The organism is Pandoraea pneumonica, from assembly GCF_049918595.1.
Classification (GTDB): Bacteria; Pseudomonadota; Gammaproteobacteria; order Burkholderiales; family Burkholderiaceae; genus Pandoraea; species Pandoraea pneumonica_A.
The window spans coordinates 88,399-100,495 of the sequence record NZ_JBNCRZ010000003.1 but is presented as its reverse complement, the minus strand read 5'-3'; the positions used below and the strand labels follow the sequence as shown (position 1 = coordinate 100,495).

Sequence of the window (12,097 nt, the reverse complement as noted above, 5' to 3'; positions counted from 1 at the left end):
AGACGGGACGAGTGCGCCCCGCCCGGGCCGCAGCCCGGGATGAAAACGTGTGATGCGTGGGAAGTGTTGGAAGCGGCTGAGGTGAACCCCAGCCGGAACGAAGCCTTAGCCGAACAGCTTGGCGGCCGTCTTGGCGACCAGTTCGCCTTGGTGGCGTGCGCCGGCCAGATCGATCTCGGAAGGCTGACGCGAACCGTCGCCGCCAGCCACAGTGGTCGCACCGTAGGGGGCGCCACCGACGATCTCGGCGACGCTCATCTGACCTTGGTGGCTATACGGCAGCCCGACGATGGTCATGCCGAAGTGCAGCAGGTTGGTGATGATCGAGAACAGCGTGGTCTCCTGGCCGCCGTGCTGCGTGGCCGATGAACTGAAGGCCGCGCCGACTTTGCCGTTGAGTGCGCCGCGTGCCCACAACCCACCGGCCTGATCGAGGAAGGCGGCCATCTGCGACGACATGCGGCCGAAGCGCGTACCGGTGCCGACGACGATGGCGTCGTAGTGTTCGAGATCGGCCACGGTGGCGACCGGCGCGGTTTGGTCGAGCTTGAAGTGCGCGTTCTTTGCGACCTCTGCCGGCACGGTTTCGGGGACACGCTTGATGTCGACCTGAGCGCCGGTGCTACGGGCGCCTTCGGCGATGGCCTCGGCCATTTGCTCGATGTGGCCGTAGGACGAGTAGTAGAGAACGAGGACTTTGGTCATTTAAGGCTCCTTGGGGTGGACAACGCGGTGTGTTGCCTGAACCGAAGATTAGGAGCCGTTGATCTATCGCGGTAGCCTGTTTGTTTCGATGGAATCCATCGAGTGGAGCGATACTAGTTCGTCGCGTTCGATGTGAACTGTTGCAGCCGGTCGATAAACCACCGTCCGGCGGGTCCGGGTGGTTCGTCCTTGCGGTAGACGGCGTACATGGCGATGACGGGGATCGCCGGTTGATGAATTTCCAGACGGATGCGGACCAATCGACCGGCCTCCAGATCTGGCGCGACCATCGCCAGTGGCATGTGCCCCCAGCCAAAGCCAGCCTTGAGAAAAGCATGTTTCGCACCGAGGTCGGCGAGCCGCCAGATCAGCGGCGAGAACACGCCAAAATTGCTGCCTGCGGTCAATGTTGTGCGATCGGTCAGTACCAACTGCACATGTTTCTCAAGCACGGCGGTCGGCAGGATGCCTTGGTTTTCGGCCAGCGGATGCGAGGGGGCCACCACAGTGACCATCGGCACTTCCGGCAGTCTTTCGGCGTTCAATCCATCGGGTATCACCGGCATGGAGCCGATCACGCCGATACGGCACGCGCCGTCCATTACCGGCTGCACCACAGCACCCAGTGCCTCCACATACATGCGCAGCGGTGTCGTCGGAAAAGCCTCGCGAAAAGCGCCGACGGCATCGGTCAGCGACGCCATGGGGTACATCACGTCGACGGCCACCGACAGCTCGGGTTCCAGCCCTTCGGATAATGTGCGAGCACGTGCCTTGAAGGCGTCCATGCCGTTCACCACGTGCTTGGCTTCGCCCAACAGTGCCTTACCTTCGTCGGTCAGCACCGGGTAGCGCGCGCTGCGATCGAAGAGCGTCACGCGCAACTGGGCTTCGAGATTGGCCATGGTCTGGCTGACGACGGACTGGGCCCGGCGCAGCTTGCGGCCCGCAGCAGAAAAACTGCCTTCTTCGGCCGCCGCGATGAAGGTTCGAAGCTGGTCCAACGATATGCCGTCGAGCATGTATCGCTCCCACAGATGGATTCCATCGAAAAATATAGGCTTCTCAGCTAGATGTCCAGTTCCTAGAGTTGCACTTACCTCTTCTGACGGAACGAACTCGATGGACATCCTCACTTCGTCACTGCATGCCAAGCGTCCAGTGACCGCACCCCAGGGTGCTCAGCGTTATGTAGTGCAACGTGCGGCCGGACACCGCCATGGTCCGGTGACGCGCATCTTCAGTCCCGGCGACATCGGGCATCAGGTCAAGCCTTTTGTGTTTCTGGATCACTTCGACTTTCAGGCTACGGGCGGCTCCATGTTTCCGATGCATCCGCACTCGGGCATTGCCACGACGACCGTACTGCTCTCCGGTGCGCTGCGCTACGAGGACACGACCGGGGCCTCGGGCGTGCTTGAGGCGGGTAGCGTCGAGTGGATGCGCGCAGGGCTAGGCGTCTGGCACGACGGCGCGCCGAACGGTGCCGGGCGTTTTCGCGGCTACCAGTTGTGGGTGGCCTTGCCCGAAGCGTTGGAGCATGCGCCCGCGCAAAGTCAGTATTTGCCACCCGACGCCGTGCCGCAGTCGGGACCAGCACGTTTGATTCTCGGCAATTACGCGGGTGTCCAAAGTCAGGTGCTCGCGCCTGAAAACCTGCTGTTCCTGCACGTGAGCCTGAGCGATGGCGAAAGCTGGCGGCTGACGCCGGAAGCGGGGCACGAGGTGGGTTGGCTGCACGTGAGCGAAGGCGCGCTACACCTTGGTGGCGAGCGTATCGCTAACGAACTTGCAGTGCTCAACGAGAGCGATGCCGCGATCGACGTGGTCGCGCAAGGCCCGACCGAATTCGTGATCGGCACCGCGGTCCGGCATCCGCATCCGTTGGTGCTTGGCAATTACTCCGTGCACACCAGCCGCGCGGCGCTTCGCGTCGGTGAACAGGAAATTGCGCGGATCGGCGAGCAACTTCGCGCCCGCGGTCGAGTGCGCTGAAAGCGCGGATCGGGACCAAGCCCCGCAACGTAAAAACGGCTGCGATTGTCGCAGCCGTTTTTCTTTGGGTATGCCACGCATTCAATGTGGCACCCGATGCCATCGCCCGCGTGATTGCCTGCGCGCGGCGTCAGCGATAGATGATGACGGGAATCTTCGAGTGCACGAGCACGCGTTGCGTCTCGCTGCCGAGCAGCAGGCTCGAGAGCCCGCGCCTGCCGTGCGATGCCATCAAGATGACGTCGCAGCCATGGCGCTCGGCGGCGTCGATGATGCCGAGGTACGGGGCAGGGAAAGTCGAAGTGTCGCGATGGAACGGCACACCGGCAGCGGCGGCCGATTCGGCTAGCTTGTCGAGATGCGAGCACGCCTCTTCCGCAATGCGCTCGCTGAACGTCGCGGGCGCTTCGAGGACGTATTCGCTAAAAGGGGAGTAGGGATATTCGGCGAGACAACAATAGCCGGTCACTCTCGCGCCGAGGGCGCGTGCCAGTTCGAGTCCGCCGTTGACGGCTTTTTGGGATAGCTCCGAGCCGTCGGTCGGAATGAGGATGTGGGTAAACAACATATGACCTCCCGCAGTTGGCGTTGCTGAACACGCGTTCACAGGCTCGCGCAGGTCTTACGGTCTTGCACCCAGTCCGTCGGCTCGTCCGGTGAGGCAACTCGCCCAAACCGACATCCCCGATGGACCCTTCGCTTCGATTCTATGGCTTTGGCGCGGCGCAACAACGGGGGCAAACCCGATGCTACCCCCCTATGCGTCGGACGCCCTTCAAGTCACGAACGTTCCGTCTGTCACATGCGTCGAATCGACGCGCTCGTCTTGCCAGTACGTCGGACTACTGTAGTGATGCTTGAGGTGATCGATGAACAGCCGCACGCGTAGCGGCAAGTGGCGGCGCTGCGGAAACACGGCGTGAATGCCGATGGGAGGCGCGGCGAACGCGTCGAGCACGGTCACTAGTCGGCCCGCGCGAATGTCGTCGCCGACCTCCCACCAAGAGCGCCAAGCGAGGCCATAGCCGTCGAGACACCAGTCGTGCAGCACCGCGCCGTCGGTGCATTCCATCGTGCCGTTCACGCGGATGGTGACGACCTTGCCGTCTTGTGAAAAGGTCCAGCCGCGTTGCTGGTTGGCCGTCGAGCCGAACGCGAGGCAGTTATGTCGGGCGAGCGATTCGAGCGATTCGGGGGTGCCGCGGTTGGCCAAATAGGCGGGCGCGGCGACGCAGACACGGCGATTCTCGCCAAGGCGTAGCGACACCAGACTGGAATCGGGCAACTCGCCTAGCCGAATCGCACAGTCGAAGCCCTCGTTGACCAGATCGACGAGCCGGTCGGACAGATCGAGCGTCACCGTCACGTCGGGATGCGATTCGATGAATACTGGCAGCAACGGCGCCACGTGACGGCGGCCGAAGCCTGCGGGTGCCGACAGGCGCAAATGCCCGCTGGCTTTGACGCCACCGGCCGAGACCGCGCTTTCCGCGTTGTGCATCTCATGCAGGATGCGCTGGCAGTCTTCGAGAAAGGCCGACCCTTCGAAGGTGAGTGTCACGCGCCGCGTGGTGCGCACGAGCAGCTTCACACCTAAGCGGGTTTCGAGCGCGTCGATTCGCCGGCCGATGACGGCCGGGGCCACGCCTTCCATGGCGGCAGCCGCTGACAGGCTGCCTTTGGCGGCCACGGCGACGAAGGTTTCGATTTGTTTGAAGCGGTCCACGCGGCGATTATGTACTAAAAAGTCAAAGATAAAGTGATTTTTTGGCTCTTTTATGACGTTCGGTATGAATAATACAATCGACCCCGCAAAGACAGGTGATTCCTATGGCTTCCCGTATTCAGGCAGTGATCTTCGACGCTTACGGCACGTTGTTCGACGTTTATTCCGTCGCGGCGGCGGCCGAGCAGCAATTTCCTGGTAGCGGGGCGGCACTCGCCGAACTGTGGCGTACGAAGCAAATCGAGTACACGCAATTGCGTACGCTCTCGGGCCCGCAGGGCGAACGTTACCGTCCGTTCTGGGACATCACTGCCGACGCGCTGCGTTATGCCGCGGCCCGTCTGAACCTCACGCTCACGCCGTCGGCGGAGAAGCGTTTGATGGACGAGTACACCTGCTTGTCCGTGTTCCCCGAGAACCCGCCTGCGCTGCGCGCCTTGCGCGCGATGGGCCTCAAGCTGGGCGTGCTCTCCAACGGCAACCCGCAGATGCTCGACATTGGCCTGAAGAGCGCGGGCATCAAAGACCTGTTCGATCACGTGCTGTCGGTCGACGCGGTACGCAAATACAAAACGGCCCCCGAGGCCTATCAACTTGGCCCGACCGCATTCGGTATGCCGGTCGAGTCCATCGTTTTCGTCTCCAGCAATGGCTGGGACGCGGCCGGTGCCACCTGGTTCGGCTACCCGACGTTTTGGGTCAACCGTGCCGGGCTGCCGGTCGAACAACTCGGCGTGACGCCGCAAGGGATGGGGCGCGATATGCGCGACTTGCAGCGTTTCGTCGAGACACTGACGGGCGGGCGCGCTTAACGCGCATAGCCGTAGAAAACGGCATAGCGTTAAGCCATCTGTGCAAAGCCCCTGATGTTTTTCCTTGCGGCGCACGCCCTTATATAAATCGAGCTAGCTGGAGATCCCTGATGTCCCTGACGTTGCCCCCCGGCATGCAATTGCATGTCGACGCTAACACCGATGTTCGTCCCGAATACGAAGCGATCCTGACCCCCGAGGCGCTCGCGTTCATCGCCAAACTGCACCGTGCGTTTGAGCCGCGCCGTCAACAACTGCTGGCTGCGCGCATCGAACGCGCAGCACGTCTTGACGCGGGTGAAGTGCCCGATTTCCTGCCGCAAACGCAGGCCATTCGCGACGCCGACTGGCGTATTGCGCCGCTGCCCGCTGCACTCCAGTGCCGCCGTGTGGAAATCACCGGCCCGGTCGAGCGCAAGATGATCATCAACGCGCTGAACTCGGGGGCGGACAGCTACATGACCGACTTCGAGGACTCGAACACGCCGAACTGGCACAACCAGTTGCAAGGCCACATCAACGTGCGCGATGCGGTGCGCGGCGAGATCAGCCTCGAACAGAACGGCAAGCACTACAAGCTGGGCGACAAGGTCGCCACGCTGATCGTGCGTCCGCGCGGCTGGCATCTCGACGAGAAGCATGTGACGGTCGACGGGGTGCGCATGTCGGGCAGCTTGTTCGACTTCGGCCTACATTTCTTCCATAACGCGAAGGCATCGCTCGAGCGCGGCTTTGGCCCGTACTACTACCTGCCGAAGCTGGAGAGCCATCTCGAAGCGCGTCTGTGGAACGACGTGTTCGTGCTGGCGCAAAACGAACTCGGCGTGGCACAAGGCACGATCAAGGCGACGGTGCTCGTCGAGACAATTCTCGCCGCCTTCGAAATGGACGAAATCCTGTACGAGCTGCGCGAACATAGCTCGGGCCTGAACGCAGGGCGTTGGGACTACATCTTCTCGTGCATCAAGAAGTTCAAGGTCGACGCCGACTTCTGTCTGGCCGATCGCAGCCGCATCAACATGACGGTGCCGTTTATGCGCGCCTACGCGCTGTTGCTGCTCAAGACGTGCCATCGCCGCAACGCGCCGGCGATCGGCGGCATGAGCGCGCTGATTCCGATCAAGCACGACCCGGAAGCCAACGAGAAGGCGATGGCTGGCATTCGCAGCGACAAGGCGCGCGATGCGACCGATGGCTACGACGGTGGCTGGGTAGCCCACCCGGGTCTCGTGCCGGTGGCCATGGAAGAATTCGTGAAGGTGCTCGGCGATCGTCCGAACCAGATCGACAAGCAACGCGACGATGTGAAGGTCAAGGGCCGCGATCTGCTCGAATTCAAGCCGGAAGCGCCGATCACCGAAGCGGGCCTGCGCAACAACATCAACGTCGGCATCCACTATCTGGGCGCATGGCTTGACGGCAACGGTTGCGTGCCGATTCACAACCTGATGGAAGATGCGGCCACGGCCGAGATCTCGCGTTCGCAAGTGTGGCAATGGATTCGCTCGCCGAAGGGCAAACTCGACGATGGCCGCAAGGTCACAGCCGAGTTGGTGCGCGACCTGATCCCGCAAGAGCTCGCCAACGTGAAGGAACTGGTCGGGCAAGTGGCGCCGTCGTACGACCGTGCGGCCGTGATCTTCGAGCAGATGAGCACGAGCGAAGACTTCGTCGACTTCCTGACGTTGCCGCTTTACGAAGAAGTCTGAGCGGTAAGCAGTAAGCGGTATGCGGTATAGCAAGCGGGGCGATGGCAATATCGTCCCGCTTTGCATTTGGCACGGCTGATTTCGTGTTTTGCTTGGGCGAATCCTGAAATTCAACGAGTTGTCATGGCGCTGAGAATTTGGGAGTTTGGGCTGGCCACGTCAGCCTCCAATTCCCCGCACTGGTTCAGCACAACTCGACAGATTGCCTATGAGTAATTTCATCGACGCCGCAACGCGTTCGCCTGTGGTACCGCCCGCCCTGCAAATCAGCGATCAACGCGCGCAACTCATTGCCAGACATGTCGAAGCGCTCGACGCTGCGATGCAGAGTGCGCAAGTCGATGGGCACTTCGAATATCACTGCGAAAAATTTATCGACGACGTCACCCGCATGGGGTTCTGGGATCGTCTGATGGATGCATTTCAAAGTGGCTCGCAGAAACGCGAGACGCTGAAAGCCGTTGCACGGTGCCACGTGGCGACTTACAAATACGGCCGCCGATACTTGCACAACAAGGGCTATTTCCCCGTCAAGGTGAGCGACCAAAGTCTGTATCTATTGCAACGCCTCACGCCTGCGGCGCGTGCCAGCTTACTGGCATGGTCGCCCGACAGCACACCGGCGGTGTCGGGTCTGTCCACCGTGGTTGTCGGCATTCCGGGGACGCCCTTGCGCGTGCCGCTACTCCCCCGTTGTTTCTCCACTGCCGAAGGCGCGTTGAGCGAACACGAGGCGAATCAGCTCATGAACCTCGAAGCAGGGGACGGGCTGACGTTACGTGAAACGATCTTGCGCAAGGAGGCGGCCTTGAACGAGGGCGCGTGCGCATACACCGCCAAGCAAGACGAGATTTTGGCGGATGCCTACGTGATGGGCGGACGTAACGAGGATGCGGCGACGGAGTACTTCAAGGCAGTGTTGCATCACGCGCGAGGTCGTCAATATGTCGCCGCTACGCGGTGCTTGATCCGCGCGTGCGAGTGTTTTCCTTCTGGGTCGGATTGTCACGGGATCGCAAGGCAGATCGCCGGGACCGCGAGCGCGTGCGACCTGAAGGGGCTGTACGCCATGGCGGGGATTCTTTCTGTCTGCGTTGCGGATCTTTACGAACAAGCGGGGGCATCCGCGATGGCCAACGCGTTTCGCGCGCGTGCCGACGATCGTTTAGGCAGAGTGGGGCTGCGCCAAGACAACTTCGACAACGCCGATGCTGTCGCCGCCGCGTTCGACGCGGCCATCCGCCGCAATCGCGATGCGCTGGCATCGACCGGGCTCGCGGCTACGACGAATACCGTCTTCATGGACGACATGTCGGACCCGATTTCCGCGATGGAATTCGATGCCGGAGAAGGCGAGCGCTGGTGTCTGCTATTACGAGGGGCACACGACGGTAAACGAACCTACGACTTGATCACCGAGGACACGGCTCGACAACTCGAACGACGCGGGATGCATCCGATGCGGCGCGACCCGTTGGACATCGGCGACATCGTTCGCGGTACCGCCGCGCTCGATTTGCTCGTGGGCTGCGAGCAAGAGTTGCCTCCCTTGGGTCGCGCTTTGTCTTGATGAAGTTGCCGCGCTACACTGAACATCGCCATTCTGACCATGAACGATGGAAGCGAGGACGCCGATGCCAGCCGATTTTCCCGATGACGCCCCATTCGATGCACGCCGCGACCCGCATGCCGTGACGGCGGCGACGTCGCCCACTGAGCGCCGTGTCGGCAATGTGGTGGAAGCACGCCCCGAACGCCTGCGCCAGATGTATCCGCCGATTGCCCCGTTCGCGAGCGGCATGCTCGATGTGGGTGACGGCCACCAGATTTACTGGGAACAGTGCGGCAACCCGCGTGGCAAGCCTGTCGTGTTCCTCCACGGCGGCCCAGGCGGGGGGTGTACGCCCGACCAGCGGCGCTTGTTCGATCCGAACAAGTATTGCGTCACCCTGTTCGATCAGCGTGGTTGCGGTCGCTCGTTGCCGCACGCGAGTCTCGATCACAACACCACCTGGGACCTCATGCGCGACATCGAACGGTTGCGCGAGACGTTCGGCTACGACCGTTGGCAGGTGCTGGGTGGTTCATGGGGCAGCACGCTGGCGCTGGCGTATGCGCAGGCCCATCCCACCCGCGTGAGCGAGCTGATCGTGCGCGGCATTTTTACCGTGCGTCGCGAGGAGCTGCATTGGTATTACCAAGAGGGCGCGTCGTGGCTGTTCCCCGACCGGTGGGATGCCTTTCTCGCACCGATTCCGCTCGAAGAGCGCGGTGACCTGATGCGCGCCTATCGCAAACGGCTGACCGGCAGCGACGAGGTTGCGAAGATCGAAGCGGCGAGGGCATGGAGCATCTGGGAGGGCAGCACGATTACGCTGCTGCACGACGCCGCGCTCACGGAGGCGTTTGGCGATCCGCACTACGCCATCGCGTTTGCCCGCATCGAAAACCACTACTTCGTGCACGACGGTTTTCTCAAGCCGAATCAATTGATCGATGAAGCCTGGCGATTGCGCGACATCCCCGGTGTGATCGTGCAGGGCCGCTACGATGTGGCGACGCCTGCGCGCACCGCATGGGAGTTGCACAAGGCATGGCCCGAAGCCGATTTCTATTGGGCGCCCGATGCGGGCCATGCGTTCAACGAACCGACGATCCTGCACTGGCTGATCGAAGCGACGGATCGGTTCGCGTAGTTGGGCGCCGTCCCTTGCGACCTTGGCGATTTCTGAAATAGCTGCGCGGCTTCGGGCGCGATAGTCGGCAGAGCGGCGACGTGTTGACGCGCGTCGCCGCTTCTCCGTAGCCGATTTTCAGAGGCGTTCGTCATGTCATCGATTCAGTCGATTTCCCTTCCGTTGCACGGATACCCGTCGCAACAACTCAGTCACGCGCGTGCCGAAGCGATTCGCGAAGGTGCCTGTGCGCTCGATCGAGCCCTATTCGAACATCCGCAGAATGTTGTGGCGACGCGGGAGGCACTCGAGCGATTCCGAAGTTGCGTTACCGACATGGGGCTGTGGGATCGCGTCAAAGATATTTTCATCAACGGCTGTCGGAAGCGGGCGATTCTCAAGGCGCTTGCGCGATGCCATATCGCCTCGTACGAGTCGGGGCGAAAGTATTTGGCCGAGACAGGGGAATATCCGCTAAAGACGGGGGCAAGCAGCCTGTACCTGCTGTCTAAACTCCTGCCGCACGTGCGTTCGGCCATGTTGATGCCGATGCCTACGGGTTCGCCCGAGGCGCCGTTGACGCTAACTTCGTCGGGCCCGCCGATTCAGTTGTGGGTGCCTGGGGTCGACCTGCGTCTGCCGCTGATGCCAGAGTGCTTTGGCGATGGCGACGGTGCGTTGAGCGAGTCCGAGTACGGATGGCTGATGCACACGCCTTACGCCGACGGCAAATCGATCCACCAGTTGCTGTCGGCCCGACGGGGGAGTGAGGGGGCTGCGGACTGTGCGTGGGTCGACGCAATCTTGCGGCCATGAGGACAGATGCGGCTCGGCGATTTCGGGGCGAGTACGCCGTCGTCGCGATCTGATAGTCGAATCGGGAATTTGTCGTGACGCGAATCGGCGCTTCTTGAAATGTTGGGGCGGTGGCCCGGCGCGACACTTGCCGCATCGCGATGACAGACCCGAGGTTCGTCCATGCTGCCCATTCATTCGAGGGGCCTTCCGGTGCAGGGGTATCCGGGAGGCGCACTAACGGAATCGCGCGCCGACGCGTTGCGCAAGAATGTCGAGGCGCTCGATTTGGTCATGCGGGAGCATCCCGATAACGCGTTCCGCATCGGCGCGGCAATTGACCGGTTCCGACGCGATCTCACCCATATGGGCCTGCGAGATTGTGCTGCCGATCTTTTCACGAATGGCGCGCAGAAGCGCACGATCTTGGAGGCGCTTGCCCGGTGCCACATTGCCTCAACGCCGCTCGGCCGACAGCACTTGCGCGAATCGGGGGACTATCCGCTTCAGGTCGGCGCGAGCAGTTTTTTCCTGCTGAGAAAACTAAATGCGGACGTTCGGTCCGCCATGTTGAGTCCACCAACAGATGTGCCTCTCGAACTGCTGCCACGGGTGTTTCCCTGCGGACTGATCACCGTAAGTATCCCGGGAACCGGCTTGCGCCTACCGTTGATGCCGGAGTGTCTCGGCGCCGCAGAGGCGGCCATCACCCAGCATGAGTATCAAGGGTTGCTTCGCGGCAGGCACACGGCTGGCGCGTCGATCCGCGATTGGGTGACGTCGACCTATCGTTCGCTTTCGCGCGTCGATCTGGAGGGGCTGGCGCGTGGCCACGAAAAGGATGCGTATGCGTACGCCACAGCGGGGCATTCTGATATCGCCGCGGATCGCTATACGAGTGCGATCGAAGGGTTTGCCGATGCCGACCGGCAGACGGCAGTGCTTCGGTGTCTGGCCGCGTCACGGGACGTTTTTGCGGCGACAGGCGGCGGTTCGGACGTTATTGCGACGTGTGCGCAATATGCCGAGGATTGCGAGAAGGATGGCCGGGTCTCGCGGGCTGCTGAAATTCGCCGCAAAGTTAGTGAGTTCCGCGCGTATGTCGACAGATACTCGCCGCAAGGACACACGAGCGATATCGAAGCGGGCGCGGCATTCGGGCCCAAGTCATTGCAACCTCGCGCAGACGGTGTGCTGTGGCGGGCGTTCGAATCCGAGATTGCCGCCAAGCTCATTCCCATGAAAACGTCTGGCATGAAGACGCCGATGGGGACCGTCTACTTCAAGTTCTCGCGCGACTGCGTGTCGTTCGAGCGGTTTGAGACGGGCAAGCGTGTCCGGTGGTGTCTGCTCAGGCGAGCCGACTGCGGTGTGGGCGTGGACGCGGTTTATGACCTGATTACGGAAGAGACCGCAAACCGCTTGCAGCGAGAGAACCTGCACCCGTCGCGCGAGGACGGCCTGCGTGAGGGCGATATCGTGCGGGGCGTCGACATGATGCGTGCGTTGCTATCGACGGATGCCGCCTAAACATCGGGGTTCGCGCGAGCACTAATACGCCATCATCGAGCCATTCCGCCGCCCCATAAGACAACACCCCGGAGGTGAGACCGAAGTCTCACCTTACCGGGGTGTTGCTCAATGCTTTAACGCTCGGGCGAGCGCGACTGCGTGGCTCGC

12 protein-coding genes are annotated in these 12,097 nt (G+C 62.0%); 7 read left to right on the top strand and 5 right to left on the bottom strand.

Translation table 11 applies throughout. From position 1 onward, the window contains the following. Positions 1-105: 105 nt before the first annotated feature. The gene (wrbA, locus tag ACPWR9_RS12950) at positions 106-705 is read right to left on the bottom strand and encodes an NAD(P)H:quinone oxidoreductase (protein ID WP_426298187.1); all 600 of its coding nucleotides are present in this window, start codon (positions 703-705) and stop codon (positions 106-108) included. A 113-nt stretch (positions 706-818) separates the two neighbouring features. Then, positions 819-1,727, bottom strand: a complete 909-nt coding sequence (locus ACPWR9_RS12945) for a LysR family transcriptional regulator (protein WP_426299338.1) — start codon at positions 1,725-1,727, stop codon at positions 819-821. Positions 1,728-1,827: 100 nt separating this feature from the next. Between ACPWR9_RS12945 and ACPWR9_RS12940 the strand changes: the two genes are divergently transcribed. Continuing rightward, positions 1,828-2,700 (top strand): pirin family protein, encoded by an 873-nt coding sequence (locus tag ACPWR9_RS12940; RefSeq protein WP_426298185.1) that lies wholly within the window; start codon positions 1,828-1,830, stop codon positions 2,698-2,700. 130 nt (positions 2,701-2,830) lie between these two features. Here ACPWR9_RS12940 and ACPWR9_RS12935 read toward each other — a convergent pair whose 3' ends face one another. Continuing rightward, positions 2,831-3,265 carry a universal stress protein gene (locus tag ACPWR9_RS12935; protein ID WP_426299336.1) on the bottom strand — a complete coding sequence of 145 codons (435 nt, stop codon included), beginning with the start codon at positions 3,263-3,265 and terminating at the stop codon, positions 2,831-2,833. Positions 3,266-3,475: 210 nt separating this feature from the next. Beyond that, complete coding sequence (locus ACPWR9_RS12930) at positions 3,476-4,426, bottom strand: LysR family transcriptional regulator (protein ID WP_426298183.1); 951 nt, start codon at positions 4,424-4,426, stop codon at positions 3,476-3,478. A 104-nt stretch (positions 4,427-4,530) separates the two neighbouring features. On the opposite strand from ACPWR9_RS12930, the gene ACPWR9_RS12925 reads away from it, so the two are divergent. The 5 genes from ACPWR9_RS12925 (at position 4,531) to ACPWR9_RS12905 (ending at position 10,438) form a co-directional block, all read left to right on the top strand. Continuing rightward, positions 4,531-5,238 carry a haloacid dehalogenase type II gene (locus ACPWR9_RS12925; RefSeq protein ID WP_426298181.1) on the top strand — a complete coding sequence of 236 codons (708 nt, stop codon included), beginning with the start codon at positions 4,531-4,533 and terminating at the stop codon, positions 5,236-5,238. A 110-nt stretch (positions 5,239-5,348) separates the two neighbouring features. Next, positions 5,349-6,947, top strand: coding sequence for a malate synthase A (gene aceB, locus ACPWR9_RS12920; protein WP_426298179.1), 1,599 nt, complete (start codon positions 5,349-5,351; stop codon positions 6,945-6,947). Between the two features lie 208 nt (positions 6,948-7,155). Then, positions 7,156-8,517, top strand: a complete 1,362-nt coding sequence (locus ACPWR9_RS12915; RefSeq protein ID WP_426298177.1) for a hypothetical protein — start codon at positions 7,156-7,158, stop codon at positions 8,515-8,517. A gap of 196 nt (positions 8,518-8,713) precedes the next feature. Continuing rightward, a complete protein-coding gene (pip, locus tag ACPWR9_RS12910) occupies positions 8,714-9,643 on the top strand; it encodes a prolyl aminopeptidase (RefSeq protein WP_426299334.1) in 930 nt (309 codons plus the stop codon). Between the two features lie 132 nt (positions 9,644-9,775). After that, on the top strand, positions 9,776-10,438 hold the full coding sequence (locus ACPWR9_RS12905) for a hypothetical protein (protein WP_426298175.1): 663 nt from the start codon (positions 9,776-9,778) through the stop codon (positions 10,436-10,438). A gap of 216 nt (positions 10,439-10,654) precedes the next feature. Here ACPWR9_RS12905 and ACPWR9_RS12900 read toward each other — a convergent pair whose 3' ends face one another. Continuing rightward, positions 10,655-10,867, bottom strand: a complete 213-nt coding sequence (locus ACPWR9_RS12900) for a hypothetical protein (RefSeq protein ID WP_426298173.1) — start codon at positions 10,865-10,867, stop codon at positions 10,655-10,657. 207 nt (positions 10,868-11,074) lie between these two features. On the opposite strand from ACPWR9_RS12900, the gene ACPWR9_RS12895 reads away from it, so the two are divergent. Next, the gene (locus ACPWR9_RS12895) at positions 11,075-11,947 is read left to right on the top strand and encodes a hypothetical protein (RefSeq protein WP_426298171.1); all 873 of its coding nucleotides are present in this window, start codon (positions 11,075-11,077) and stop codon (positions 11,945-11,947) included. Positions 11,948-12,097: the final 150 nt, after the last annotated feature.